The organism is Stenotrophomonas sp. PS02300 (assembly GCF_029959395.1).
GTDB classification, from domain to species: domain Bacteria; phylum Pseudomonadota; class Gammaproteobacteria; order Xanthomonadales; family Xanthomonadaceae; genus Stenotrophomonas; species Stenotrophomonas maltophilia_AD.
This window is the reverse complement of sequence record NZ_JASCOP010000003.1, coordinates 37,485-61,394: the sequence shown is the minus strand read 5'-3', so window position 1 is coordinate 61,394 and position 23,910 is coordinate 37,485. Positions and strand designations below refer to the sequence as shown.

Genomic DNA, 23,910 nt, shown 5'->3' with positions numbered 1-23,910 from the left:
CCAGATGGCCTTAATCCATTCGATTTTGATGGGAGCAGTAGCCGGCATGCGCGCGATGACGCCCTTGGCTGCGGTGACGAACGCCGCACGGAGTGGCAACCTTCCTTCCGATAACGGTGCGCCACGCGTTTTGTCCAACAACTTCGCCTCGGCAGGCATGCTTGCATTGGCAGGAGGTGAGCTTATTGGCGACAAGATGAAGACGGCCCCCGACCGGATCGTCCCCGCGGGCATGGTGGCGCGCATTGCCACAGGGATGATTGCCGGTGCGGCCATGGCTCCCTATCGGCAGCGAAAGCTAGGCGCGCTGCTAGGCGCCGGCGCAGCGGTGGGAATGGCGTATGTGACCTTCGATCTGCGCATGCGCGCGATTGCCCGCTATGGCCAGACCAGCACCGGGGCCGTGGAAGATACCATCGCAGTGGGAAGTGCGGCACTGATCACTCAGGCTGCAAGGGGACCCAAGCGGAGAGGACGTCGCTGATGAAACAAGATGAGCAGACATCGATCGGTCGGCGGTGCTGGGCAATCGCAGAAGGCTACATTCCTGCCTGGAGCAACGGTCCGGAGCCAGAGCTGCAAAGCCACGAAACCTGCTGCGTCCTCAACACGGGCCCGGTTGATGCTCAGGTCACGCTGACATTGTATTTCGAGGATCGCGAACCGCAGGGACCTTACCGCTTCACCGTGCCAGCCCGGCGGACGTGTCACAAGCGCTTCAATGATCTTGAGAGTCCCGCAAAAGTGCCTCGGGGCGTGGGCTTCTCGTGCGTTATCGAATCGGATGTCCCGGTGGTAGTCCAGCACACACGACTGGATTCGCGCCAAGCCGCGAACACCATCATGACGACCATCGCCTACCCCCTTTAACCATTCGCTTTTCTCAAGACCCTGCACAAGCCATCGACACCGCTGGGGCGCGACGTTTACTCGGATATTCGCACACTGGTGTTTCTTCCACTCCATAGAGGCTCCCTCGATGCCCGTGCCCAACTACCCGAAGCCGCCCTTCAAGGCTCAGCAGCAGTCGTTTCCTGGGAAAACCGACAAGCTCGACCCTCGGCCGGACCACGGAGAGGAAAGCTACGTCGGCCACGGCCTGTTGAAGGGCAAGAAGGCCCTGATCACCGGCGGGGACAGCGGCATTGGTGCCGCAGTGGCCATCGCCTACGCCCGCGAGGGCGCCGACGTGGCGATTGCGTTCCTTGAGGGCGAGGAGAAGGATGCCGCCAGCATTGGCGCCCTGATCGAAGCGACAGGTCAGAAGGCCGTCCTCTGCCCCTGCGACATCAGCGATGACGCCCAAGCCGAGGCGCTCATCAAGCAGGTCACGACCGACCTTGGCGGCTTGGACATCTTGGTCAACAACGCTGCGTATCAGCGCTACTACGAGTCCTTCGATGACATCACCTTGGACGACTGGCGCAAAACGTTCGAGACCAACGTGCATGCCGTGTTCAATCTCACCCGTCTGTGCGTGCCTCATCTGGAGGACGGCGGTTCGGTGATCAACACCGCCTCGGTCAACTCCAAGAAGCCCACGCCAAACATCCTCCCCTATTCGGCGACGAAGGGCGCGCTCGCCAACCTGACCATCGGCCTGGCCGGTCTTCTTGCCGAGAAAGGGATTCGTGTCAATGCGGTGTTGCCCGGCCCTATCTGGACACCCTTCATTCCCGCCGGCATGGCTGCGGAAGAAGTTGAGCAGTTTGGCAGCCAGACGCCGTTCGGTCGACCAGGTCAGCCAGCCGAGCTCGCTTCGGCTTACGTGATGCTCGCGGCAGATAGCGCCAGTTACACCTCCGGCGCACTGCTCACCATCTCCGGCGGCGCTGTCACCCTATAACGCCTTTGGCTCCCTCCTCCCCCAAGGACTCCAATGACTTCTCGCAACCAATACGACATGCAGAACCCGCTGACCCAGTTCCCGCAGCCGACCTACCCGGCGCAGGTTCAGACTCCGCCGGGCACCGTTCATAAGCTGACGCCTGCCGCCGAGCATGGGGAGAAGAGCTACGTGGGCCTGGGCCGCATGAAGGGCCGAAAGGCGCTTGTGACCGGCGCGGATTCCGGCATTGGACGTGCGGTAGCAATAGCGTTTGCTCGGGAAGGCGCAGATGTGGCACTGAACTACCTGCCCGAAGAGGAAGAAGATGCGGCCGAAGTGGTGGCGTTGATTGAAGCCGAAGGCCGCAAGGCGATCGCCATCCCTGGAGACCTTCAGGATGAGCAGTTCTGCAGTGACCTGGTGGAGAAGGCAGTCAAAGGTCTCGGCGGACTGGACGTGCTGGCCAACATCGCCGGTAAGCAGTTGGCCGTGGAAAAGATCGAGGATCTGACCACCGAACAGTTCGACGCCACTTTCCGCACCAACGTCCATGCGTTGTTCTGGGTGTGCAAGGCGGCTCTGCCGCACCTGCCTGCCGGCGCCACCATCATTAACACAGCATCCATCCAAGCCTACCAGCCCTCTCCCAACCTGCTGGACTACGCCCCCACCAAGGCCGCTATCGTCAACTTCACCAAAGCCTTGGCGCAGCAGGTGGCCGAGCGCGGTATTCGCGTTAACGCCGTGGCTCCGGGCCCGGTCTGGACCCCCCTGCAGCCGGCCGGCGGACAGCCGCCGGAGGCCATCCCTGAGTTCGGCTCGAAGACCGCGCTCAAGCGGGCAGGCCAGCCGGTGGAAATGGCCCCAGCCTATGTGCTGCTGGCGACACAGGAATCGAGCTACATCACCGGTGAGGTCATCGGCGCCACCGGCGGCATGCTGCTGCCGTGACCGCTGGGGCCGAAGATATCGACCACCTGCCTGTGGAGCGCGACGCGGACGGGTATGCCCCCATCCACTCTTACGCCGCCGTTGGCGATGGGCGCTCCAGCGCGCTTATCGCCCCAGATGGGAGCATTGACTGGTGGTGCGCCCCCTGCATGGACGCTCCACCCTTGCTCGACCGCCTGCTGGATGCCCCGGCTGGCGGTCGCTTTGTCTTGCAAGCCCGGGACGTTCAGCAGGTCGAGCGGCGCTATCGCGACCAAAGCAACGTGTTGGAAACCCTCGTCCACACCGCAACCGGCTTGGCCCGGCTGACCGAGTCGCTCAACAGCGGCCCGGCCGGTCGGTTACCCTGGTCGGAGCTGGCCCGTCGACTGGAAGGCCTCGATGGTGAGGTCACCTTTGACCTGCTTTACCAGCCTGGCACACGTGCCGGAACCTGCACGCCATGGATGAGCGACACTCCCAATGGGTGTGTTCATCACGCCGGCCCCGTAATGACAATGCTGCGCTATTCCGAACAGGTCAAGATCGATCACTGCGACGACCGCGAAGTGCGCGGCAGCCTTACGCTCCGTGCCGGCGAACGGGAAATCGTGGCACTGCTGGTCTCCCAGGACGAAGTGCTGCCCGTCCCGCCCCTGGCCGACATCGATACCCGCATTGATCGTTCGGACCGGGAGTGGCGTCAGTGGGTCGACGATCTGCACTGCCATGCAAGTCGCCACGCGGAGGTGATCCGATCAGCGCTGGCTTTGAAGTTCCTGTGGTTCGCTCCCACCGGTGCCATTGCCGCAGCGGTAAGTGCCTCGCTGCCCGAACGCATCGGCGGGGACAAGAACTGGGACTACCGGTATGCCTGGGTGCGCGACGCGGCCTACGTGATCAAGACCTTCCTTCGCGTGGGCGCCCTGCCGGACGCCAAGGCCGGTTTCAGCTGGCTGATGACCACCATTAAACGCCATCGCCCGGGCCTTGCTCCTTGCTACACGCTGCGAGGCGACCGAGTGGAGGAGGAGCGCTACATCGATGCGCCCGGCTACCGTAGCAGCCAACCGGTGCGCATCGGGAACACCGCTACTGACCAGCTGCAGACGTGCGCCTATGGTGACGTGTTGGAAATGGCCAGCCGGATGATCGAAGCAGGCCACATCCTCGACCCCACGACTGCCCGGCTCTTGTTCGAACTGGCAGACGAGTGCGCCGACAGCTGGATGCGGAAGGACCACGGCTTCTGGGAGCTGGAAGACCCGCAGCACTACACGATGTCGAAAGTGGAGTGCTGGATGGCCCTTCGCCGGGCTTGCGAACTGGCCGAGCAAGGGCACATCACGACCGCCCGACTGCCCCGCTGGCAGCGCGAGAAGGAGCGCATCTTGGCCTGGGTGGACGAGCACTGCTGGGATGACACAAAGCAGAGCTACGTGATGCACCCCGGCACTGACCGGCTGGACGCCAGCCTCATGTTGGCCTCCCGCTTTGGCCTTGCCGACGTCCGGCGGGAGCGCTTCATCTCTACCCGAGAGGCCATGCGGCGCGAACTGTCGGATGAGAGCGGGGACTTGCTTTGGCGCTACAGCGGCATGCAGGAGTGCGAGGGCACGTTCATCAGCTGCGCGTTTTGGATGGTGGAGGCTTACGGCCTGTTGGGCCAGGCTGACGAGGCCACTCGGTTGTTCGAATCGTTGTTGGCCCGCGTCCAGAACGACGTGGGGCTGATGTCGGAGATGTGGGACCCGCAGGCGGAACAGGGGCTGGGCAACACGCCGCAGGGCCTGAGTCACTTGGCCCTGGTGCATGCCGCCTACGCCCTAGATGGCGATTAACGTGAACGCTCGGCGGGGATCCAAGTTGAGCGAGCCCTGTCGTGTGTAGGTTTGGCTGGGAGGGCGGCCGCGGCTGCTATTCAACCCAGCCATGCCCTTCTGGTGGGCGGTGCGGATCGCGGATCTTCAATCTTGCGTTCCTCATGCGGAACTCTCCTTTTATGGCGCTTGCTAGGCCGATGCGGCTTGCTAACACTGGCAGTTTCCAAAGCACGTTAGGGATTGCACGGGTCGGCGAAGGTCGGTTATAAAGCGGATGTCGGTCGCAGAAGCGCCGGTGTTGTGCCCGCATGCCATTAGGCTCCGGGTGCCCGAGGTCCACCCGATGGGGGCGCGGGAATCCTTTTCGATTCCGGAGCCATCCATGACGACCAAGCGCCTCAAATCCATCCGCGCGTCTGCCTTCCACGCCCAATCCGGCCGCTGCTATTACTGCGGCCTTCCGATGTGGCTGACCTCTCCAAACGAGCTGGGGCTCAAGGGCAGCAACGGGCGCGGAGTCCAATGCACTGCCGAGCATCTAACGGCCCAACAGGACGGAGGGCAGCACGTGCCAGAGAACGTCGTGGCGGCGCATGCCCGGTGCAACCAGGGCCGCCACAAGCGCCTCGGCCAGGCACCATCTCCCGACGCGTTCAGGACGCTGGTGATGCGAAGGGTCGCACGAGGAAAGTGGTGGCCTCAAGACTTGCCGTTCTGGCACCATCAGCCGATCCGTTGAAATCACCGCCAGGAAAGGAAGCACCGATGCTGATTAGGGGACAGCGCCCGTCAGTTGTTTTGGACTTGCGGGGGGCGATGAAAACGCCGGCACCTATGCCCTGGGATGGTGTTTGGAGCAGTCGCCAGCGCTTCCCGCAGAGCTGCTGGGATCGATGGGTTTCTTGAGCCAAGTCGCCACTTCACGCACGTGCGCAGCAACGTTGTCGTCCAGATCCTCTATGTGGCGCAAGGTCGCCGCCCCTCCAATCTGCGGCTCCTCCTCCGGGCCTTCGACGTCAGACGTATCAGTCAATGACGGCACCCAGATCGTCGTCACCCGGGTGCTCTCGCCACATTTCCAGCACGTGGTGTCGGCGTGCAGGATGGCATAGCTTGGGGCAGCGAGGGTCAGCGTCACGCCCCCTCCCCCACGGCCGCGTCTCGCACTTCCCGGAGCCGCAGGGCCAGTTTGCTGCCAGACACCTTTCCTCCGCGGCTGCCGCGTGCCTCGCTGACCACGCCCAAGGCTATTACCACGGCTTGGAGGAGGTCCGACTTCGTCCGCCCCTGCTCGTTCCAATCCTCCGGTAGGACCGTCAAAGTGCCGACGGCCTCCTTCCCTGACAGGTATTGGACGCACGTCAAGGCGGACCAATGAAGTCCCAGCTGGGTGCGCAGCCGCGCTCCTGCCTCTTCTTGCAAGAGCGTTCCATTGGCGATATCCAGCAATGCGTGCGCCGCAGCCACCGCCTTGGCGCCGCCATCGGTGAGGCCTTCGTGCATGTGTTAAGCAGCTGCCTTCGCCGTGCCCTTCCTGGCGAGCTTCCGAATCGGCTTGGCCTTGCTCGCCTTCTTGGCCACCTTGGTCACCTTCTTGACCGTCTTGGTTGGCGATTTGTTCACCGCGCCATCGGCTGCCGGGAACTTTGCACCCGGGTTTGCCTTGGCCCATGCTTTGCCGTCGGCGGATTTGGCCCACGTGGTGAAGGCCTTGGGGGTCAGGCCACGGCCCGCCCATGTCTCACCACTGGGAATACGATACTTCGCGGCGACTTTGCCGAGCTTGCGGCCCTTCAACGATCCAGTGCCCGCCTTGGGCGCGCGCGCCGGCTGGGTGTCGATCGTTTCTCCGATGAGTTTGGCGACCTGCCGCCGCTGCGCGGGAGTGAGGACCTTCGCATACCTTTGGAGCACTGCGAGCGCCTTGGGCACCTCCCCGTCGCGTTTCTCGACGAGTTTTTTCTGGGCTTCCAGCTGTTTGATCTCAGCATCGAGCGATTTGAGGGTGGTGAAGGCCATTGGGATACTCGGTCAGATAAGGACGCCTTGGTTATATCCGATAACGCGCTTGCGAGACAGGCCCCGGTCTTTCTGCGCCCCCCTGCAATGGCTCGGCCGAACGTTCCCTCGAAGTGCTCTTTATGAACCCGGGTCGACGTAGGGGCCGCGATCCCAAGAGCGGTATCGCCAAGGGACCACTTCTTCCAAACAGGTGATCCGAGGTTTGGGTAGGTGGGCAAACGCTTCGACGCTGGCGTGGAATCGAGCTGCATGAGCTTGCGGAACAAACAGCCAAGGCCTTGCCGTCCAGGCCAAGGGCACACCGCTGTCCCGGAAAAGCGCTGCGCGCAAGCCTGGCCAGTGTTCGTCCCAGGCCCTCAAGCGCGCTAGCAGGGACGGCGCACGGGCGGCATACGTGATCTCACACAGGTAGGCTGCTTGCTCTTTGAAACTCACTGCAAGGGCGTCGCAATACCAATGCGGCCCGCTGGTGTCTGGGTTCTTTCCCTCGTTGAGCTGGATACAGCATTGGCCGTTGACGAACAGCGCCCGATCAGCCCGTAAGTAGTCCAACACTACGCCTTCAAAATGGTCCATCGCTTCGTGTCAGGGTTCTTCTGATGATCGAAATCACCGTCCGGCCCGGGCTACGGAATGGGCGGACGGAATGCTCATTGGTTCAATAGCTTGCTCTTTTGCGAATCGAACTCGGCCTGCGTCAGGATACCCTGCTCCTTGAGCTTCAGAAGCTTGGCCAACTCATCGGCAACCGAAAGGGCTGGTGCCACGGGAGCGGGCACCGGGGCGGGCTCCTCCGCGACGCCGACGACCTGAGTGGCCGTGGGACGGTATACCCGGTCGACGGTGAGCGACATTGCAGCGTCGTTGCGCGTGACATCGAGTTGGTAGGTCGGCGCCTTTGTTGCCTTTGCTAAGCCATCCAGAAAGTCACCATCGGTCTTGAACTTCTTTCCGGCCACGGAGGTGATGACGTCTCCTGCCTTGAGGCCCGCTCGGTCCGCGGCTCCACCAGGCGTCACCTCAGCCACCTCGTAGACAGCAGCCCTGCCGCGCGGAGCCACTTTTCCTAGAACTCCAAGCACGGTGTGGTTGGGGAAGGTCGTCCCTGGCGGGAACGCACCTCCCGCACTGATCAGGAAGTTCATGATGCTGTTGTGGAAGTCCGCCCCCGAAAAAGGAGCGCGCTGCATCTGGCCGAAGGCCATCTGGGTTTCCATCCAGCCCGACACCTGCACACGCGAGAGGCCAGACAGCTCACTCACGTTGAAGCGGAAGAAGCGCCGAGGAGGCGTGGAGTAACTGTTCCCGAGCAGCATCTGACCCATGATGGACTGACCCGTGCTCAACGGCGACTCGCAAACGACTTCCGTATCGCTGCTGCTCACGACCGTCCACTGGACATCCATGCATTTGCTGGACAAGCGGGAGACCGCCACCGATGCCTTGCCTGAGAACACCGCCTCGGGTGTGCCACTGGGAGTCACAGCGAACAGCTGGGAGCCAGTAGCGGTGAACGGCAGGACGATGAAACCAAGAAGAAAAATCAACGTTCGAATCGCCATGTGCGCTCCCCCTAGAGCATGTGACGTTGGACCTCCAGCCAATGTTACCTGTTTAGCTAACCCCTAAGCGCCGGATCGGCCCTCCAGAATCTCTCGCGCGATTTCCTCAGCGGCGTGCAGCGCCAGGCGGCACGATTCGAAATCCGGTAGCACCACGTCCCGGCAACCCGCTGCCGGGACCTCCACGGATAGAAGGCGCCATTGGAACCCTCCGCCGCGCCAGATCGTGGCCGAATACTCGTGACCGTCAAAAGAGAGAAATACCCGATGTAAAGACTCCGGAGGCTTCTGAGTGCCCATGACGGCTTTTCCAGGACCAGGATGGCTCAGTCTGTCTTCGGGCCCCACGCTGTGCAACACAGGAAGCCTGAACAGGCCGAGGCCGAGATGAGCTCGGGGCCTCATGGAAGCGATACGGCTATAACAAAGGCCTTGGGGAAGTTCTTCGACCATCGACAGCCCTGGAGATCAGCGCCTTACGCAGCCTTGCGGTGCTCGTAGTAGGGGTGCTGCTTGTCGTCCATCAGAGCGAGCAACTCCTCGACGCTGCGGCCCTGCGGCGTCAACCAAGCGTCCACGTTCTCCGGCTTGAGGTTGACAATGGTGCGATCGTGCCCTGCAGCCGCGACTTCAGGCTCGGGGGCGTCGGTCACCGCCGCATAGGACCAGAGATCGGGCAGCAGGCCGGCCGGATCGGTCCAATGGGACACCAGGCACGCGATCAGCAGGTTCTCTCCGGTGCTCGGGATGAACTGAAGTTCTTGGCTGCCGCCTGCCCCATCATCGACGTTCTCGTAGAACACACGCGCCACCATCAAGCCGTGCGTATGCCCGAACTGGTGTCGCCAGAACCGAGTGAGGTTGTCCCGGCGGGCGTTGTAGGTGCCCGAGACCTGCCCGCGTTTGGTTCTGTCGATGCTAGGGTCCATGCCTGCCGGTCGGCAGTGGTAGCGCATCGGCCGAACGATCGGCCTGCCGTCCTCCACGATGAGAACAGGGGCATACCAGTCCGGGAAGATGCGGTCGTCGCGCTCGGGGACGGGCACCGTGCGGATGCCATCCGATATCCAGCGTTTCAGCTGCTTGACCTTTTTGCCCGCGATGCGTTGGTCGTTCGCGGCTTTCTTCGTCGGCTTGGACCCGGCCAACACCCGCTCTGCGTCGGCCAACCGCTTGGCCTGCTTGAACAGCTCTTGCTCGCTGTTTTGCACAAAAGTGGCGTTGTAGGACTGGATCAGCGCCTGAATCTCCGTCACGCCAGGCGTTTGCGGATGGAGGAACCCCTGGTCCATCCCTTTGGGGATTTTGATCTTGGGATCCGCTGCCCGGCGCAGGTAAAGCTCGACGAATGCGTCGATGTCGATGTCCGCGCCATAGGCGCGAACGTATTTGTGGTAATCGGCCCACACTTCAGCGGAATAGCACATCCGGTCCTCTCCCAGCACGCGGTCTAGGCAATCCTAGCCAACCGGCCCGAGAGGGCGCGTGTGGAGGAAGCAAGCGCTCTGCCCCATGAGCGCATTCAGGAACTCCGACAAGCCGCGTTAGCAATACTACTAACAGCCCGCTAGACTGACGGCCCGTTGTGGTCTCACTGGATGAGCCAGCCTTTCAGGAAACTCCCGCCATGCTCACCCCATCCTCCTTCCCTCCCGGCTTCCTTGGCGCCGCCAACCTGGCCGCCGAAGTCTCCTGGCCCTCCCTGTGCTGCCGGTGCGCGTCACGTGTGGCTTCCCCAGTCCAGCCGAGGACTTCTTCGGCGTCACGGACCTGCTGGACCTCAACCAGCGGTGTATCGACAACCCGGTCGCCACGTTCTTTGTCGAGGCCGATACCGGCGAATCCATGGAGGGGTTTGGCATTGGACCAGGCGACACGCTGGTGGTCGACCGGAGCAAACGGCCGCGTCCGGGGGATGTCGTGATGGTGTTGTGGGAGGGAGGGTTCACCGTCAAGCAGCTGCGCCAGCGGGCCGGCCGGTTTGAGCTGCATTCCGGCAACCCGGCCAATGCTGCAATACTGGTTCCAGAAGACGTTGAGCTGGACGTCTGGGGCGTGGTGACCTGGTCCTTCCGAAAACAACTCAGGCGCTGACATGGAAGACTTACGAACCCGTTGGAGTCACCTCACAGCAATGGAGGGCCCGCGCTGGCCCATCCGCTGCGGTCATGTATTCAGCGCCGACGACCTCGCACTGCTGCGGGAGGGCCTTTGGCCCCGCGATACGGACGACCGGTGGGCGGTTTGGGTGGACGGTGGGGACACCTTGCGATGCTGGCGCTCCTCGACCGGCACGTGCATTTACGAGGCCCAGTTGCTGTTCGTCACCGACGGTTCGGCGGCAGTTGGCGTGCTGAACGTGCTTGACGAAGAAAATGTCTACCGGCGAGCGCCCACGGACGAAGGGGAGCTCGAACGCTTTGAAGGGGTGCTGTCCCTCGTGTGGCGTCGCGAGGCCGGGTCCAACGCGCTCGAAGACATAACAACTATCCAGGAGCCGTGATGCGCGATCGAATAGCTCTTTGGAAGCGTGTCTACGACACAGACGACAACGCGATTTCGAAGGCATTGTCCAAGCTCGCGTGGGACCTGACCGCATTCACTTGCGTGGTGGAAATGGTCCGCCACGCGCCCGATGTCGATGACGGGAAGCGACTCAATGGGATGGTGTTGGAAATGCTCGTTACGGGCTTCTGGAGCAGCACCATGCAAGGCGTTCGGCGTCTGGCTGAGCGGGACACCATCCACGGCGCTTATGGGGTGTGCTCCATTTCTGGCCTGTTGCTGGACGCCAAAGCGATCCGGCAACGCGTCACGCGCCGGGTATTCGTAGAGGACATTGCCGGATTGGCCTATAACTACTCCGCCGTTGAAGAACAGTATTGGCAGTTCGCGCGCGCCCAACCACCAGGCGACGCTTATCTCGTTCCGCGGGAGTATCAATACGAGCCTTCGGCACAACGGCATGCAGTGTTTGACTGGCTCAGCGGGACCACGTCCGGCACCTCAACTCCGGATGATCTGATTCGGGAAGAAGTGTTCGACGCGTTGGAGCGCCGCCTAGCGGGCCTGGATGGTGTCGTGGAACACGTTAACGTAGAGATTGCCCACGCGGCCACAGAGTTCAGCCGGACGGGCCGAGTGCTTCCGCGCTGGAATCTGGACGACGCAAAGGACGCCATCAAGGAGCTGGCCCAGATCGCGCAACTGGTGGGCGAGTGGTTTTGCTACAGCGGCATTGGCAGCGTTCTTCCCCACCCCTCGTTCGACCAATTCGCGCACTTGGACCAGCCCCTTTTCAACGGTGACACACATCAACTCCAAGTTGCTTGGGATGGTCTGGAGCAAGAAATCAGGCAGTGGCACGACGTGGATCCAAGGACCCTTTGACATGCTGGGTCTCGTCGACGGCAACAACTTTTACGCCAGCTGCGAACGGGTCTTTAACCCCTCCCTCCGCGGCAGGCCCGTGGTCATCCTCTCCAACAACGACGGCTGCGCCATTGCCCGCAGCCAGGAGGCCAAGGATCTTGGGGTCGGGATGGGCCAGCCGATCCACCAAGTTCCTTCCGACGTCCGTCGCAAGCTGAAGGTGCTATCGGCCAACTTTGGCCTCTACGGCGATCTGTCTGGGCGGGTGGTCTCCATCCTCCGGGACCTGTTTCCGCACGTTGAGGTCTACAGCATCGATGAATCGTTCGTCTCGTTCGATGGCATCCCAAAAGCCGATCACGAGCGTGTGGCTGCCGAGGCGCGCGCGCGGATTTTGCAGTGGACCGGGATTCCGTGTTGCGTGGGCATCGGCCCGTCGAAAACCTTGGCCAAGCTAGGGAACAAGGCCGCCAAGAAGACGGTGCACGGCGTCATAACAGCCCTGCCCGGCTCCCGCCTGCTGGAACGCTTTCCCGTCGAAGATGTCTGGGGCGTGGGCCGGAAGCTCACTGCCCGGCTGGGGATTGAGGGCGTGCTTACTGCGGCTGACCTGTTCCACGCCGACAGCGACACATTGCGGGCGCGGTATGGCGTGACCTTGGCCCGCACGCAGCGTGAGCTTCAGGGCATCGCCTGCGCTGGGCTGGAAGAAGAAGAGCCAGACCGCCAGCAGATCGTGGTGTCGCGCTCGTTTGGAAAGGAAATCGCTGCCGTGAAAGACCTACAGCAAGCGGTGGCCACGTTCGCCCAGCGGGCGTGTGAGAAGCTCCGGGCACGTGCGCTTCAGGCGGGCGGGGTGTGGGTTTTTCTGCATACCAACCCATTTAATCCAGGAGCCGTGCAATACCACCCCAGTAAAGCGTTCAACTTCGTGGCACCCACCGTGGACACCCGCGAGGTTCTTATGGTTGTTCAAGCCTTGACCAAGGCGATGTGGCGCCAGGGCTATCATTACAAAAAGGCCGGGATCGGCCTGCTGGACCTGAGCGCGGGCAATGTCCACCAAGGCGATTTGTTCGCCCAGGTGGATGGCCGGTCGCAGGCGCTGATGGAGGTGATGGACCGAGCCAACGCCAAGTTCGGACGCGGCGCGATGGCCTTTGCCTCGTCGGCCAAGCGGGTGCGCCATGGAGAGCAGCGCCGGCCGTTGTGGGCCATGAATCAAAAAAGCTTGTCCCCGGCTTACACCTCCCGGTGGGATGAACTGGTTAGGGTGAGATAGGAGCAGGCGGGTTTGTCGGAAGGCCTGCCTTCTTGCAAAAGAGGTAGACCGCCGAACTGCTCACCCCCAGCTCCCGGGCCAGCTGAGCCCTGCTGACGTCCTTCAACCGCGTCTGGACCTGGACGCGGCTCAGCCCCCGCAAGGTCCGCCCCTCGGGTCCCTTCAAGGCGCGACTGACGCAAAGCGCCCGCCGGTCCATGCTGACGGTGGCAGTGGATGTCCCCAGCAATGCCGCCACCTGCGCAGACGTTCGCCCGTCCTTCAGCAGCTGTCGCACCTGCCGGCGACGTTGGGCCACTTGCTCAGCTTGCCGTGATCGGTAGGCCTGCAGCCCCACAGAAAGGAGGCCATGGCGGTGCACGAAGCGGTTCACGGCTTGGTGTGTGAGGCCCAACCGCTGGGCTAAGGCGCGCTGGCTGAAGCCCGGATCGAGCAGGGCTTGGATTTGCTGCGGGGAGTGACCACCCAGGCCGCGGCTACGTGGGGTCATGGGGCAAAGGTCCCGTCATCGCTTCAACCGGTGTTTTCCCCGGTCAGCGCGGGGTGCCTTGAGCTCCGCTCGCTTCAGGTGTTGAGAGACCTGGGCAGGACTGGTTTTCAAGTGGCGCGCTACCGCACCGACGGTCTCAAACCGCACCAACAGCGCTTGCACGTCCGCACGGCTCAAGCCGAGCAGAGTGAACTCCTCAATCGGCGTCTTGCGGCGCGGCAGTTTCAAGTTCACGCGATCACCTGACACCACATGCGTGGGAACGCCCAAGCGCTCCGCCATCTCGCTGATTGAAAGGCCTTTGGCGCTTAAGAGGCGCACCATTTTCTGCCGCTCGGCTATCTTTTTTCGGCGTCGCGCATGGGCAGGATTGGTAAGGCCGTTCGCCAGGCAGAACTGACTGACTGCTGGATGGGACACCCCGAGACGCTTCGCTAACTTGCCTTGTGTGAGTCCCTGGTCCAGCAAACCCTGGATTTCTGAAGGTGAGAACTTGGCGAGGCTAGGAGACGGGAGGGGTTGGTGACGCAAGCGCATGGTTGCCAGGTTGCTGCGGATCGTGTGGACAGGCACCGCCAGCACCCGGACCATTTCTTCAGGGTGCTTGCCTGCCTCAAAGTAGGCGCGAACGGCGTAACGGCGCTGGCTCACGTAAGCCCGATAGCGCTCTACCGGGTAGCTGGGCATGGCATCGCAGGGGTCCACGCGCTGGGCATGCAGGAGTTGCTCCAGCTCGCCGTGCGCCTGCCGGTGGGCCGCCAGGACGTCGTCCAGCTCGGTGCCGTAGGGTGTGCTTCGCTGTGCAGCGTCGTAGATAGCCTGGATGTCTGGAGGCATGGGCAGCAACTCAAAGCCGCCGCTATTCGACAGCGCGCTTGGCGCAAACAAGGCGGAGCGCACGCGGCTCATTGCCTCGCTCCGCGCGCGACAATGCATGCACCCAAGCAAGCCAGGAGCAGGAACAGGCCAACCGGCCACGCACCGAAGGTGCCCACCGCTGCAACCATCGCCAGGAAGATGACTCCCACCCCAAACAAGCCGGCCTGGATAACGAAGCGGCCGTAGGTTCGGCCGTGTCGCTCTCCTGCACGCACACGGAGCCATGCAATCTTCGCGGCCCTGAAGCGGTTGAAGGTCCAGGACGGCACCGTGAGCATCAGCCCCAGCAGCACCCCAAGCAGAAGACCGCTCATCATTGGCGGCCTGCCACACGACTCCTCAGCGGGCGCGCCTGGAAGGTGAGAGGCTGGCCCACTGGCTGGGCTTCAGATTCCAAGCCATTGGCGGCTTGGCCTCCTCTTGTGGCCCAGTGCCGACAAGGCCGTGTTGGCGAGCGATGACTTGGAGGGGGAGACGGAGGTTCATCCGAGCATCCATCCCAGCGCTAAAGCCACAGCTCCCAAGACCGCTCCTGTCATAAGCCCTTGATTGAAGCGATCAGTCAGCTCGGCCTGGTGTTCTACGCGAAGCTTCCGAATCTCCATCAGGATGGCCTCTTGGCTCCGGATGACGTCTTGGCGCTGCTCTTCAGAAAAAACTTCTTGAGATGAGGTATCCATCAGCGTTGCCCCTCCATCGGCACGACGGGCACGACGCGGGTCTTGGTGCCCTTCCCTGTCAGGAACACCTTGTCCCCAGCGCGGACCGACAAGTCGTCTGCCTGGACGATGGCAATCACCTTGCCGCTCTCCAAGTCTCGGGCATACACCTCCACGCCCCGGCGTTTGCTCAAACCATTCTGAACCGCCGTGCCAGCCACACCGCCGATGGTCCCGGCCGCAATACGAGAAGCGTTTCGATAGTTTTTGTTCACGCCTCGCACGGACGCGTAACCTACGGCGGCGCCAATAGCGGAACCGGCGTCTAGACGCTTGTCGCTCTTGATGTCCACACTGCGGACCATCAACACCTCGCCCAGGCGGGCGTTCTGAACGGACAAGGTTTCGCTGGTGCCGTATCGGCGGGCCGACGTGTTTTCCGCGGCCGAGGCAGTGAGCGGGAGCAGGCTGGCGAGGGCCAGGGAAAGAATCAGTGCGCGCATGGAGGCTCCTTCTTCGTGTGGGTTGATATACCCATAACAAACGGTTGGCTTTGCGCAAGAGGCTCAGACAAGGAAAAGGCGGATTTCGCCGCCTTCTCTTATCTCTTACAAACTTCACCCAAGTTGAGATCGGACGCTGTGGCGGTCGCTCCCTCCCCTCGGACACAGACGACGAGCGTCGTCAGACGCGATTGACCGTCAGGTCGTGCAATAAGCCGGATCTTTGAGCTGAATGGGTCATTGGCCACCACCAGCGAACGACCGGAGGTCGCAGCACTATCGACAAAGGGCCCTTCCAGAGTGATCTCACCGGCGAACTCTGCCCAAGTCACTCCCCCAGATTTCAGCAGAGCAGGAATGTCCTCAACGGTCGCGTTCTTCGGCAAGTCCACTTCGCCGACCAGCTGTAAAGGTTCAGAACGGACCACGCCACGCGGTTGGCCATCGGAACCGACGGAACATCCCGATGCGAGCAACAGCATGCCGGCAATCATCGAACCAGAAATGATGCGCATATAACCTCCTTTTTTGGGTGGGTAGATATACCCATACCAAACGGATTGAGTTGCGCAAGGCCATTGAGAAAGGAAAAGACCTCTTTCGCTGTTCATATCTAACCCTAAGCCTTGGGATCCTTCTTTTTGGGGCGCTGCAGTCGGACCAAATTTTTCAGGTGGGACTGCAAGCTAACAAGGTTGCATCCTGACCTTTGGATCGAGTCCGCCAGGCCCCGATCCCAGAACGCAACCGAGACCGAGATCCCTCGTTCCTTCAACCGAATGATCGCGGGCAAGTAGTCCGCGTCGCCGGACACGATGATCACTTCGTCGCCGGGTTCGTAGCTGATGAAGCTGTCTGCAATCAAGTCGGCTACCAGGGCAGTATCGACGCCCTTCTCTTTGTCTTGCAGGCGCCTCACAAAGCTTGGAACGAAGCCTGCCTTAGACGTTTCAACGATCAACGCGTGTCTTTCAGCAGCGCTTCCAAATGACCCGTAGATTCGCGCCGCCTTGGGCTGCTCGCCGAACGAAAGCATTTCCTGCAAGGCTTTGTAGTTGCATACCGCGCCCCACAACTGCCAATGTGCAGACCCCAAGAGCTCGCGCGCGGTGGCCCGCAGGTTGCTGTCGTCAACGTAAATAAGACTTGCCATACTCCCTCCAAATGCTTTGTTACTTCATGCATACCAAAGCATTCGAGTTCCGCAAGATCGGAAATGATGAGGGCGGCCATGGCCGTCCTTTGCTCCGCTTCCTCTTTGATGCAGGCGTAAGAAGCTTGACAAAAAACCTACGCTTAGTTACAGGCCCAGAAAATCACCAACTAAGCATTCTTTCCACCCCGGCCAGGATTCGTCCTGACTCATTCTTTGTAGCAAAGATCCTTAGGCCGTCAAGGGTGTCCGTCTGAGCAGTTGATGCCCAGGAGCTTGAAAAAGATTTCAAGCCACCTCGCGTTCGCGCTCCTTCTTCCGCCCCCGCCCCCTGCCCTTCCCCTGGCTCTCGGCCACCGGGGTTGATGCGGGCTTTTCGGCTTCCTGTTCTTTTTTGACCTGCGGCAGCGGTTCGCGCTCGAACGCGGGGATGTCAAGGAAGGTCATGACCTTCTCGGCCTGGCTTGCCGCACGGAACAGGGTCTTGGGGTCGTCGGCCAGGGCCTTCATCCAGCTCTGCAAGTAAGCCGCGTGCTGCTCTTCGTGTTCCTTGCCCAAGGAGATACCAAGGCGCTCTGAAATAAACAAACTTGAAAGCTCGGCTACCAACTCCTCCTTGGCGTAGTCCTGGCTGCCGAAACGGCCGGTCTGATCGCGGTCCAAGCGGTGCTTCGCGCCGGTCCAATGGGCCAGTTCGTGGAGCAGCGTGGCTTGGTAGCTCACGTCATCTCTGAAAGTGTGGTGCTTCGGCAAGTGAATCGAATCCGCGGCGATGGAGTAGAACGCTCGGTTGCCACCGTCGTGGTGAACCTTCGGCTGGTGACGTCCCAGCAGCTCCCGCACGCGCAGGTTGCGGATGGTCTCGGGCATGACAAAGGCTGGCGGGGGCTCGGGCATGCCGTCGATCTGGCTGGCGTTGAACACGGTAGCGACGAACACGGACGGGCCGCGATAACCCTTCTCTTCGTCTTCCACGGCGGGCCGCTCACCTTCTTGCGCTTTGCCCGTCTTGCTGAAGTCCCAGTAGGCGATCTGCTGGCCCTTCTCGCCGCGCTTGATCTGGGCCCCAATGCTTTGCGCCTGGCCATAAGTCAGCCAACGGTCGTCTTGGTAGCCGTGGTCGAGTTTGGCCCCGCGCAGGATGAGCGTGTTGGAGCCTCGGTAGGCCTTGCCTGTGGTCGGGTTCCAAGGCCCACTGATCGCGCCGTTCTGCGGGGCGTCGGGATCATTCCAGGGCCGACGCCAGGGGATGGTGCCCTGCTTCATCAGCGCGAGCATGCGCTCGGCGGTGGCTTGAATAAGATCGGAATACTTGGACATGCGGGGTTGCCTCAAATCTTTTTCAAACGCCTGCGCCTCTTAAGCAGGTGCTTGTGGATGGATGGTTTGGAACTCGATGTGAAGGGTCAGGGTCTTGCGATGGAACAAAGCCCGCCGGACCAGCTCGGCGATCTCATCCTCGCTTCGCATCCCAAGGTCGCCTTCTTTTCCTAACTTCACGTGGAAGCCGAAGGCCGATTGGATCAGCAGGTATTGCGGATCGAACTCGGGGCCGTCTGGTCCTTCTAGATCAGCGGCGGTGATGGCCTCTTCGTGAAAAGCGTCATCTGGGATTTCGGGGTTGAGCGATGGCATGGGGGCTCCGTTTTGGTTTGGATATCTCTTTGCAATAGCGCAACTTCGAGAGATGTAAAGGCCTGCCCTGAATATGCAGGGCATTGCTGGGTTAGCCGGCCTTCTTCTTTTCCGCTTCACCCTTGCGTTGCTCGCGTGCCTCACGCTCCCGGCGATCCTGCTTCTCCCACGCGGCGGCGTTCTTGGCTTGGCGCTCGCGCTCTGCGCGTCGCTCGGCCTGGACCTGCTCGTAGGGCGTGTTGGTGAAGCCGAAGACGTCCTGGATACCGTCGGGCATGTCGGCAAAGTCCTGTTCGGCTTGCTGCTCGGCTGCCGCAGTCCGGGCCTGGTTGTCCGCGTCGTTCGCGGCCTTGGCCTGGTCAAACTCGGCTTTTCGGGCTTCTGGCGTCAGGGCTTCCAACCGCTTGAGCTCCTGCTCTTGTGCGCGCTCGGCGTCGGTCTGCTCTCCCTTCCAGCAGCAGAGGTAGCAATCCAACTGCTCGCCCTCCACGCGCCGATTCGACGGACGCCCGCGCAAGTGCCCGGCGGTCTTCAGGCCACGGGTGAACTGGCGCTGCGAGAGGATTTCCTCCGGTTCAAAGCCCTTTTTCTCGCACCAGGCCACATAGCGGGCGTGGATCGACTTGATGCTCTGCCACTGGTCGCTCCCGGCAGCATTGCCAAACTGCACTCGGTCGGCATGGGCCCATGCAGCGATGGAATCGGCGCCGTGTATCACAGCCTGCTTGTAAGCCTGCGCGGCTTCCGGGAGCTCGTGATCGGCCATGAAGCGGCCGCGGGCCACAACGCGCCGGGCCCCTTCCAGCATCCAATCCAGGAATAGTTGGCCCTCTTCCTCCAGCAGCCTTTTGCTGAAGTCGGGAATGCGGTCCTTTTCGGGGATGACGTTCACCCATTCGACAATCGACAGCCGGCGGGCCACGCCGCCGGACTTGTCGCGGAAAAACGGTGCGGAGTTGCTACTGATGATCCACTTGGCCTTGCTCTGGTAGTTCAGAACCGACAGGTGCTTGCGATTGATCGCGATGCCATTCCCGCTGACCAGGGTCTTGAACGTGCCCTCTTTCCATTTCTCGCACTCGACCTCATCGACGAGAATCAGCTGGCTGCCCAGGATGCCTTCGAGCGCGAACGTGTCGCTCAACGTGCCCAAGTCCAGTCGGGCCACTTTGTTGTGGACGCCTTCCACGCATTCGGCCAACGTGGACTTGCCGCTGCCGGCCGCGCCGTGCCACCAGGCCGCGATCTGATAAGAGCCGGGCAACAGGGTCATGCCGCATTGCTCCTGCACCAAGGCGCGCACGCCTTCGTCCGGAAGCGCATGGGCCAGAAACTTGCCCAGCAGGCTATCGGCCGGAAGGGGGGTGGGCGTGTAGGCCTCGCCGGGTGCGGCGCCCGTTGCGATGTTCAGGGCGTGGGTCATGCCATAGCGGGGCATGGGGGCCAAGGCTTGGATGCTGTCCGCCGTGATTTCCAGGTAAGCGTCAGCGCACGGAACCACCGCCCGATTGGGTTCCAGCTGCGGCAGCGCGCTCTGCTGACCCAACCGGGTCCGGGCGTAGGCCCAGCAGCTGGAGGCGAGCTTGTCGCAGGCCTTCGCCGGGATGTTCGTATCAAGCCAGTCGGACGCCAGGCCGTCGCCGAGTCCGCGGTGAACCAACGCCCAGTGGTTTTCACTCCAGCGGTAGACGAGCGTGGACTGGGTCGCGGATTCGTCGCGGACGCTGGCCCAGAGGTTGCCGTCCAGTCCCAGCTGCAGGTGGCGAGCGAACAGGAAGTCCAGGCTTTCCGGGCGCAGCTCGCCTTTGTTGAGCTTGGCTTGCTTGTGGCGATCCAGGGCGCGTTGTTCAACTTTGAGATTGCTGGCGTAGTCCCGATGGTTTTTCTCCCAGTGCTTTTCGATGAGAAATGCAACCTCGGGGGGGTTGACGACCGACGGATCTTGGGGGAGATTGGTTTTATACATTGTAGTTGGCTCCAACGACTCCCCGCCCGGCAAGGCGGGGTGTCGCGTTTGTGGGGTTAGGCGACGTGCGGCAACGCGTTGTCGAGGATCCGGCGCAGCTTCTCGCTGGGAGAAATCCCCGACCGCTTGGCTTCGGCTTTCAGCCGCTCAATCAACGCCTTTTCCATGCGGGCATTGAAAGGATCCTTGCGCGGGATTTGGTTTTGCTGCGTGCTCATGGGTGCTCCGTGTTGCGCCTGTAATACATTCAAGAAAGCAGGTTTCTCAAAACCGTCAACCCCTTCCCCACTAAATATTTTTTCAAGCTGCTGGTTAATTTTTCTGCTGGTTTTCTGTTTTTTCTTAAACCAGCAACTGAACCAGCAACTAAAAACCCTCCAAGTGACTGTTTAATCTTGGTTTTGTTCAAAAAATAAGCAAACTGCTGGCTTGCTGGTTAAATAAAATGCTTTACGCTACGTGCTAACGTCTCATTGAGTCGAGCGTATTTCACGCATTCTTAACAAGGCGCAGTTGCAGAGAAAGAGTGAAAAAAATAACCAGCAAACCAGCAGGAGCACTCAAAGTCTTACGCAGAAATGGTTTTGTTGCTGGCTTAGTCGCTGGTTAGCGGTTTTGACGTTAACCAGCAGGAGCGTTGACCAGCAGTTTTTCCTAACAAACCGATGCGATTGGATTATTTTTCGTATGGAATAGCTTTCAGGAGAGCCGGGTAACAAGCACTTGTTACCCGGTTTCTGCTGCTAAAGAGCGAGAGCAAAAGCGGCTTGAAGCAAAGAGCCGGCGGCTGCTCGCCGCCGAGTCTCGGGAGGGAAAGGCCGAACCCCCGGCCTACTCGTAGTTGTGAGAGAGGGACCAGAACCCGGGACGGCATGGACCAAGCAGCTCGTCTCCAATCGTTACTTTGACCGCCCCAAGCGGCAGGCAATGAAAGGTTTGATTCGCGTGGATCTGCAGAGCAGTCATCGCTGCGCACAACGGATCGATGTCCCCTGCCCGCACTAGTATTTTTTCGCTTGAGATGTGTTTCAGGGAGCTCCTAATCGCGGCAAGTGCCAGCGAACCAGCACCGCAACAGCAGTCATAGATCCTGCCCCGGCTGGCACTGGGGTGACGCCTCGTGGCAAGGGCTTGAACCAGATCGGAAAGATCGCCGGGGGTGAAAGACTGCCCCAGCCATTCCCCCCCCTCCTTGCCAGCAGCTCGGCATGGACCCGTCCCAGGACATCCTCGAATGGCCCGCTTGCGGTGACCGCTTCGATGTAAGCGGTGATGGCTGCTCCCACTTCGGCCACTGCTACGGCTTTTTCTCGCAAGGGGACAAACGCAAGGACTTTGGGATCAAGGTAAGCGTCGGTGTCTACGTGGAGATGCCCGATTGACATCAGCGCGTGCTGAACAAAGGTTTCGACTGCAACCCGCGGATTCCACGGCTTACCATCGGTGGAAGGAATGGCCCGGATGGCCTTCACAAGCTTTGCGACCTCATTCATCGTTAGCCGCCCCCGCGCCCGCGCCCAGCACCCAACTCACCCGGGCGAAATCCAGCTCCAAGAAGCACCCGCGGATCTGCCCTTCTTTGACCGCCCTTTTCAAGCGACGGGCGCCCTCCTCACCGTAGGCAATCCACGCAGGCCCAGCGTGCGGCGCATCCCCCACGTCTCCGTTGGCACGGTGGAACTTCAGACGGACTGCCTGAAAGACCACAGCGCTGACGTTGGGATGGTTCAGCACGAAGCGCTGGAACCACCGGGTTTCCGTCCTCGCAAACACCAGGGCGATTCCGCCGCCCGGGTGATTGGCCATCTTTTCCATCCAGGCCTCCTGACCACGGCCGAACGGCGGGTTCATGAAAACGAAGGCGTCCGCCGGCCAGCCGGTCGTCAGGCCGTCATCGCTCGGTTTGAGCATCGTGCCCGTAGACGTGGGCCAAGGCATGCCCTCCTCGGGCGTGCAGGGGTCGAGATCAAAGGGACCCAGGCCCGTATAGCCCTCCTTCGGGCTGCCCCAGATGAGCTCCGGCGGGGTGAGCCAGGTGTCCGTGCTCTGCGCAGCAGGCAGGCGGTCGTAACCGACCGTGGCGGATGCGAGCTCTTTGACGCGCGGGAGCGACGTCGTCTTATTCTTTTTCGGCAAAAACAGGGTATTGGAATCGGGCGAAGCGTGGGCAGTGTTCAAAGGACATCCTTTCAGTGATTACCGACGGATAAAAGGCGGAAATCACCCGACTTCCGCCCCAGTTGAGGGGCAACGTGCTCAGGTCGTCCCGTGAGCCAGGTCCACGTCAAAACAGAGCGTTGCTTCGCCCGTCAGGTCAGAGATGGCGAGGTGTGCGAGATCGACAGAGAGGACCGTGGCCGGTGCGCCGCTTTCCTGCTCAACCGTGAAATCCACCCCCGTGATGCCTTCTGCCACCATCAGCCCGGACCTCGCCCGCACCTCAGCGACCAACAGCTGCGTCAAGCCTTCACGGGTCGCGTCAATGGGCTGCTTGAACCTTTTGGAAAGCCGGTGAATGAGCTCAAGCGCGGCTTCGGAGAACCGCAGCTGAGGCGTCTGCGCCCAGAAGGGTTCACTGAGCAGGAGGTGGGTGGCGTCGGAACAGAACATGTGGAACTCCATTTGGGAAAGAGAAGGTTCTGCCGCCTGAATGGCGGCGGTGAGCAAGGCTTCGCCAGCACGGCAGAAGTTCCGCGGGGAAGAAGTTGTTTAGTGCAAAGGAAGTTGCTTTTTACAGCGTGGTTTCGAGGTGACCCGCGATGTCAAAGAGGATGTCTCCATCAACTCCGTAAGGCTTGTCCCACACGAGGACCTCTCCCTCCAGATCGATGCTCCCAACATCCCAACGCGGCGCATTGAGCTTTTCGTTGGTGAGCGCATCAAACTGCTTTATGGCGTCATCCAAGCTTTCGGCTTCAAAGGAGTAATCGCGACTGGCCAGACCATCGCCCCTCAGCTCGATGCCGGAACCGCCCACCGCGTCCGTCGACTCGAACTCAAGCGCCATTCGCTGATCGATGCTGAGGCAGTAGTGCAGCACTTCCTGGCCGGACTCAGTACCATCGCTGTAGGTCAACTCGCGCTCGATGTTCTCAAGTTCGTATGCGGCGCACTTCTTCATGGTTTCAGCCACGTTTTTAGGATCGTCCCTGAAGATGCGTGCGATCGCGTCTGGCGCTGCCTCTTCAGAATCGAGGGGCAGCCAATAGCTGATACCAACAGGGCCGATGACGCAGATGGTGTAAGTCTTCACGGGGTGTCCTTGTGTTTGGGCAAAGCTTCGCCAGCACGGCCCGAGTGCCGCGTTGAAAAGCATGGGAATTAGGGCTTTGGGGAAACCAGGCCCGGGTTGGTCAGAACGGGGAGAAAGGTCTGGCCGAACTGGTGGCTAGTCGTCGGTGCCTCGATTCAACTCGATCAGGTCTTCCAGGGTTGTGACTTGGATGAAGAGCACCTCCGCGGGGAGGAACCCTGCCGCGTTCGTGTTGGCGACCGTCGGGACAACGCCAGCGTCGGCGTCAGAAAGGGCTTGCATGAGTGCCTTCGAGAGCGATTCACCAACCGATTTCGAATCACGCCGCTCAAGGAGACTTTCGACCGCGCTGGGGTGGAGATGGAGAATCAGAGGGGTCATCGAAGTGGCTCCGCGTTGGTGTGGGCTCATCATGTCCTCGTCCTGCCGGTTAGCCCTCCCCCAATGGGACAGCTGTCCCTTTCCCGTCGGTCGTCCACGAAAAAGCCCCAGCTTTGCTGGGGCTTGCGGGGATCGACGCAGCGGCGTCTGACGTCGCTCTTGCCTGCGCGAG

Annotated in this window: 31 protein-coding genes; 10 read left to right on the top strand and 21 right to left on the bottom strand. The window is 61.3% G+C overall.

Annotated elements, in window-relative coordinates:
- Window positions 1-4 precede the first annotated feature (4 nt).
- The 6 genes from QMX79_RS01635 (at window position 5) to QMX79_RS01610 (ending at window position 5,320) form a co-directional block, all read left to right on the top strand.
- A complete protein-coding gene (locus QMX79_RS01635) occupies window positions 5-484 on the top strand; it encodes a DUF4126 family protein (RefSeq protein ID WP_282243697.1) in 480 nt (159 codons plus the stop codon).
- Complete coding sequence (locus QMX79_RS01630; RefSeq protein ID WP_282243696.1) at window positions 484-870, top strand: sensory rhodopsin transducer; 387 nt, start codon at window positions 484-486, stop codon at window positions 868-870. Before QMX79_RS01635 ends, QMX79_RS01630 begins: the two co-directional genes overlap by 1 nt.
- Window positions 871-979: 109 nt before the next feature.
- On the top strand, window positions 980-1,846 hold the full coding sequence (locus tag QMX79_RS01625) for an SDR family oxidoreductase (protein ID WP_282243695.1): 867 nt from the start codon (window positions 980-982) through the stop codon (window positions 1,844-1,846).
- Window positions 1,847-1,879: 33 nt separating this feature from the next.
- Window positions 1,880-2,779 (top strand): SDR family oxidoreductase, encoded by a 900-nt coding sequence (locus QMX79_RS01620; protein ID WP_282243694.1) that lies wholly within the window; start codon window positions 1,880-1,882, stop codon window positions 2,777-2,779.
- A gap of 17 nt (window positions 2,780-2,796) precedes the next feature.
- Window positions 2,797-4,599 carry a glycoside hydrolase family 15 protein gene (locus QMX79_RS01615; RefSeq protein WP_282243763.1) on the top strand — a complete coding sequence of 601 codons (1,803 nt, stop codon included), beginning with the start codon at window positions 2,797-2,799 and terminating at the stop codon, window positions 4,597-4,599.
- Window positions 4,600-4,963: 364 nt separating this feature from the next.
- Window positions 4,964-5,320, top strand: coding sequence for an HNH endonuclease (locus QMX79_RS01610; RefSeq protein ID WP_282243692.1), 357 nt, complete (start codon window positions 4,964-4,966; stop codon window positions 5,318-5,320).
- Between the two features lie 93 nt (window positions 5,321-5,413).
- Here QMX79_RS01610 and QMX79_RS01605 read toward each other — a convergent pair whose 3' ends face one another.
- The 5 genes from QMX79_RS01605 to QMX79_RS01585 all read right to left on the bottom strand — a co-directional run bounded on the left by QMX79_RS01605 (window position 5,414) and on the right by QMX79_RS01585 (window position 9,592).
- A complete protein-coding gene (locus QMX79_RS01605) occupies window positions 5,414-5,719 on the bottom strand; it encodes a hypothetical protein (RefSeq protein ID WP_282243689.1) in 306 nt (101 codons plus the stop codon).
- On the bottom strand, window positions 5,716-6,084 hold the full coding sequence (locus QMX79_RS01600) for a hypothetical protein (RefSeq protein ID WP_282243687.1): 369 nt from the start codon (window positions 6,082-6,084) through the stop codon (window positions 5,716-5,718). Before QMX79_RS01600 ends, QMX79_RS01605 begins: the two co-directional genes overlap by 4 nt.
- Window positions 6,085-6,087: 3 nt before the next feature.
- The gene (locus QMX79_RS01595) at window positions 6,088-6,600 is read right to left on the bottom strand and encodes an H-NS family nucleoid-associated regulatory protein (RefSeq protein ID WP_282243685.1); all 513 of its coding nucleotides are present in this window, start codon (window positions 6,598-6,600) and stop codon (window positions 6,088-6,090) included.
- A 653-nt stretch (window positions 6,601-7,253) separates the two neighbouring features.
- Window positions 7,254-8,165, bottom strand: a complete 912-nt coding sequence (locus tag QMX79_RS01590; protein WP_282243683.1) for a PDZ domain-containing protein — start codon at window positions 8,163-8,165, stop codon at window positions 7,254-7,256.
- Window positions 8,166-8,641: 476 nt separating this feature from the next.
- On the bottom strand, window positions 8,642-9,592 hold the full coding sequence (locus QMX79_RS01585; protein WP_282243681.1) for an SOS response-associated peptidase family protein: 951 nt from the start codon (window positions 9,590-9,592) through the stop codon (window positions 8,642-8,644).
- Window positions 9,593-9,869: 277 nt separating this feature from the next.
- On the opposite strand from QMX79_RS01585, the gene umuD reads away from it, so the two are divergent.
- From umuD to QMX79_RS01565, 4 genes are all read left to right on the top strand, one after another.
- Window positions 9,870-10,259, top strand: coding sequence for a translesion error-prone DNA polymerase V autoproteolytic subunit (umuD, locus tag QMX79_RS01580; protein ID WP_282243679.1), 390 nt, complete (start codon window positions 9,870-9,872; stop codon window positions 10,257-10,259).
- Window positions 10,260-10,479: 220 nt separating this feature from the next.
- Window positions 10,480-10,668, top strand: a complete 189-nt coding sequence (locus tag QMX79_RS01575; RefSeq protein WP_282243677.1) for a hypothetical protein — start codon at window positions 10,480-10,482, stop codon at window positions 10,666-10,668.
- Window positions 10,668-11,555, top strand: a complete 888-nt coding sequence (locus QMX79_RS01570) for a hypothetical protein (RefSeq protein ID WP_282243675.1) — start codon at window positions 10,668-10,670, stop codon at window positions 11,553-11,555. Before QMX79_RS01575 ends, QMX79_RS01570 begins: the two co-directional genes overlap by 1 nt.
- A gap of 1 nt (window position 11,556) precedes the next feature.
- On the top strand, window positions 11,557-12,819 hold the full coding sequence (locus QMX79_RS01565; RefSeq protein WP_282243674.1) for a Y-family DNA polymerase: 1,263 nt from the start codon (window positions 11,557-11,559) through the stop codon (window positions 12,817-12,819).
- Between the two features lie 505 nt (window positions 12,820-13,324).
- On the opposite strand, the gene QMX79_RS01560 is transcribed toward QMX79_RS01565, so the two are convergent.
- From QMX79_RS01560 to QMX79_RS01485, 16 genes are all read right to left on the bottom strand, one after another.
- Window positions 13,325-14,218: a hypothetical protein gene (locus QMX79_RS01560; RefSeq protein WP_282243672.1), complete on the bottom strand. Its 894-nt coding sequence runs from the start codon at window positions 14,216-14,218 to the stop codon at window positions 13,325-13,327.
- Entirely contained in the window at window positions 14,215-14,502 is a 288-nt protein-coding gene (locus tag QMX79_RS01555; RefSeq protein WP_282243670.1) for a hypothetical protein, read from the bottom strand. The genes QMX79_RS01560 and QMX79_RS01555 overlap by 4 nt, the downstream gene beginning before the upstream one ends.
- 168 nt (window positions 14,503-14,670) lie before the next feature.
- Complete coding sequence (locus QMX79_RS01550; RefSeq protein WP_282243668.1) at window positions 14,671-14,868, bottom strand: hypothetical protein; 198 nt, start codon at window positions 14,866-14,868, stop codon at window positions 14,671-14,673.
- On the bottom strand, window positions 14,868-15,350 hold the full coding sequence (locus tag QMX79_RS01545; protein ID WP_282243666.1) for a hypothetical protein: 483 nt from the start codon (window positions 15,348-15,350) through the stop codon (window positions 14,868-14,870). The genes QMX79_RS01550 and QMX79_RS01545 overlap by 1 nt, the downstream gene beginning before the upstream one ends.
- Before the next feature lie 98 nt (window positions 15,351-15,448).
- Window positions 15,449-15,865, bottom strand: a complete 417-nt coding sequence (locus QMX79_RS01540; RefSeq protein ID WP_282243665.1) for a hypothetical protein — start codon at window positions 15,863-15,865, stop codon at window positions 15,449-15,451.
- Between the two features lie 104 nt (window positions 15,866-15,969).
- Window positions 15,970-16,503: an NYN domain-containing protein gene (locus QMX79_RS01535; RefSeq protein WP_282243664.1), complete on the bottom strand. Its 534-nt coding sequence runs from the start codon at window positions 16,501-16,503 to the stop codon at window positions 15,970-15,972.
- A gap of 288 nt (window positions 16,504-16,791) precedes the next feature.
- Window positions 16,792-17,823, bottom strand: coding sequence for a zincin-like metallopeptidase domain-containing protein (locus QMX79_RS01530; protein ID WP_282243662.1), 1,032 nt, complete (start codon window positions 17,821-17,823; stop codon window positions 16,792-16,794).
- A 39-nt stretch (window positions 17,824-17,862) separates the two neighbouring features.
- The gene (locus QMX79_RS01525) at window positions 17,863-18,138 is read right to left on the bottom strand and encodes a hypothetical protein (RefSeq protein WP_282243660.1); all 276 of its coding nucleotides are present in this window, start codon (window positions 18,136-18,138) and stop codon (window positions 17,863-17,865) included.
- Between the two features lie 91 nt (window positions 18,139-18,229).
- Window positions 18,230-20,104, bottom strand: coding sequence for a DUF5906 domain-containing protein (locus QMX79_RS01520; protein ID WP_282243659.1), 1,875 nt, complete (start codon window positions 20,102-20,104; stop codon window positions 18,230-18,232).
- 56 nt (window positions 20,105-20,160) lie between these two features.
- The gene (locus QMX79_RS01515) at window positions 20,161-20,322 is read right to left on the bottom strand and encodes a ribbon-helix-helix protein, CopG family (RefSeq protein ID WP_282243657.1); all 162 of its coding nucleotides are present in this window, start codon (window positions 20,320-20,322) and stop codon (window positions 20,161-20,163) included.
- Window positions 20,323-20,351: 29 nt separating this feature from the next.
- Window positions 20,352-20,513, bottom strand: coding sequence for a hypothetical protein (locus QMX79_RS01510; protein ID WP_282243655.1), 162 nt, complete (start codon window positions 20,511-20,513; stop codon window positions 20,352-20,354).
- 619 nt (window positions 20,514-21,132) lie between these two features.
- Complete coding sequence (locus tag QMX79_RS01505; protein ID WP_282243653.1) at window positions 21,133-21,597, bottom strand: hypothetical protein; 465 nt, start codon at window positions 21,595-21,597, stop codon at window positions 21,133-21,135.
- Window positions 21,590-22,282: a DNA N-6-adenine-methyltransferase gene (locus tag QMX79_RS01500; RefSeq protein WP_282243652.1), complete on the bottom strand. Its 693-nt coding sequence runs from the start codon at window positions 22,280-22,282 to the stop codon at window positions 21,590-21,592. Before QMX79_RS01500 ends, QMX79_RS01505 begins: the two co-directional genes overlap by 8 nt.
- A gap of 78 nt (window positions 22,283-22,360) precedes the next feature.
- Window positions 22,361-22,771 carry a hypothetical protein gene (locus QMX79_RS01495; RefSeq protein ID WP_282243650.1) on the bottom strand — a complete coding sequence of 137 codons (411 nt, stop codon included), beginning with the start codon at window positions 22,769-22,771 and terminating at the stop codon, window positions 22,361-22,363.
- Window positions 22,772-22,835: 64 nt separating this feature from the next.
- Window positions 22,836-23,357, bottom strand: coding sequence for a hypothetical protein (locus tag QMX79_RS01490; RefSeq protein ID WP_282243648.1), 522 nt, complete (start codon window positions 23,355-23,357; stop codon window positions 22,836-22,838).
- A gap of 135 nt (window positions 23,358-23,492) precedes the next feature.
- Complete coding sequence (locus QMX79_RS01485; RefSeq protein ID WP_282243645.1) at window positions 23,493-23,738, bottom strand: hypothetical protein; 246 nt, start codon at window positions 23,736-23,738, stop codon at window positions 23,493-23,495.
- Window positions 23,739-23,910: the final 172 nt, after the last annotated feature.

Excerpts from the sequence above, each read along its gene's own strand:
- QMX79_RS01635 (WP_282243697.1), top strand. The coding sequence starts at position 5 with ATGGCCTTAATCCATTCGATTTTGATGGGAGCAGTAGCCGGCATGCGC.
- QMX79_RS01630 (WP_282243696.1), top strand. The coding sequence starts at position 484 with ATGAAACAAGATGAGCAGACATCGATCGGTCGGCGGTGCTGGGCAATC.
- QMX79_RS01625 (WP_282243695.1), top strand. The coding sequence starts at position 980 with ATGCCCGTGCCCAACTACCCGAAGCCGCCCTTCAAGGCTCAGCAGCAG.
- QMX79_RS01620 (WP_282243694.1), top strand. The coding sequence starts at position 1,880 with ATGACTTCTCGCAACCAATACGACATGCAGAACCCGCTGACCCAGTTC.
- QMX79_RS01610 (WP_282243692.1), top strand. The coding sequence starts at position 4,964 with ATGACGACCAAGCGCCTCAAATCCATCCGCGCGTCTGCCTTCCACGCC.
- QMX79_RS01600 (WP_282243687.1), bottom strand. The coding sequence starts at position 6,084 with ATGCACGAAGGCCTCACCGATGGCGGCGCCAAGGCGGTGGCTGCGGCG.
- QMX79_RS01595 (WP_282243685.1), bottom strand. The coding sequence starts at position 6,600 with ATGGCCTTCACCACCCTCAAATCGCTCGATGCTGAGATCAAACAGCTG.
- QMX79_RS01590 (WP_282243683.1), bottom strand. The coding sequence starts at position 8,165 with ATGGCGATTCGAACGTTGATTTTTCTTCTTGGTTTCATCGTCCTGCCG.
- QMX79_RS01585 (WP_282243681.1), bottom strand. The coding sequence starts at position 9,592 with ATGTGCTATTCCGCTGAAGTGTGGGCCGATTACCACAAATACGTTCGC.
- QMX79_RS01570 (WP_282243675.1), top strand. The coding sequence starts at position 10,668 with ATGCGCGATCGAATAGCTCTTTGGAAGCGTGTCTACGACACAGACGAC.
- QMX79_RS01565 (WP_282243674.1), top strand. The coding sequence starts at position 11,557 with ATGCTGGGTCTCGTCGACGGCAACAACTTTTACGCCAGCTGCGAACGG.
- QMX79_RS01560 (WP_282243672.1), bottom strand. The coding sequence starts at position 14,218 with ATGAGCCGCGTGCGCTCCGCCTTGTTTGCGCCAAGCGCGCTGTCGAAT.
- QMX79_RS01555 (WP_282243670.1), bottom strand. The coding sequence starts at position 14,502 with ATGAGCGGTCTTCTGCTTGGGGTGCTGCTGGGGCTGATGCTCACGGTG.
- QMX79_RS01550 (WP_282243668.1), bottom strand. The coding sequence starts at position 14,868 with ATGGATACCTCATCTCAAGAAGTTTTTTCTGAAGAGCAGCGCCAAGAC.
- QMX79_RS01545 (WP_282243666.1), bottom strand. The coding sequence starts at position 15,350 with ATGCGCGCACTGATTCTTTCCCTGGCCCTCGCCAGCCTGCTCCCGCTC.
- QMX79_RS01540 (WP_282243665.1), bottom strand. The coding sequence starts at position 15,865 with ATGCGCATCATTTCTGGTTCGATGATTGCCGGCATGCTGTTGCTCGCA.
- QMX79_RS01535 (WP_282243664.1), bottom strand. The coding sequence starts at position 16,503 with ATGGCAAGTCTTATTTACGTTGACGACAGCAACCTGCGGGCCACCGCG.
- QMX79_RS01530 (WP_282243662.1), bottom strand. The coding sequence starts at position 17,823 with ATGTCCAAGTATTCCGATCTTATTCAAGCCACCGCCGAGCGCATGCTC.
- QMX79_RS01525 (WP_282243660.1), bottom strand. The coding sequence starts at position 18,138 with ATGCCATCGCTCAACCCCGAAATCCCAGATGACGCTTTTCACGAAGAG.
- QMX79_RS01520 (WP_282243659.1), bottom strand. The coding sequence starts at position 20,104 with ATGTATAAAACCAATCTCCCCCAAGATCCGTCGGTCGTCAACCCCCCC.
- QMX79_RS01515 (WP_282243657.1), bottom strand. The coding sequence starts at position 20,322 with ATGAGCACGCAGCAAAACCAAATCCCGCGCAAGGATCCTTTCAATGCC.
- QMX79_RS01505 (WP_282243653.1), bottom strand. The coding sequence starts at position 21,597 with ATGAATGAGGTCGCAAAGCTTGTGAAGGCCATCCGGGCCATTCCTTCC.
- QMX79_RS01485 (WP_282243645.1), bottom strand. The coding sequence starts at position 23,738 with ATGACCCCTCTGATTCTCCATCTCCACCCCAGCGCGGTCGAAAGTCTC.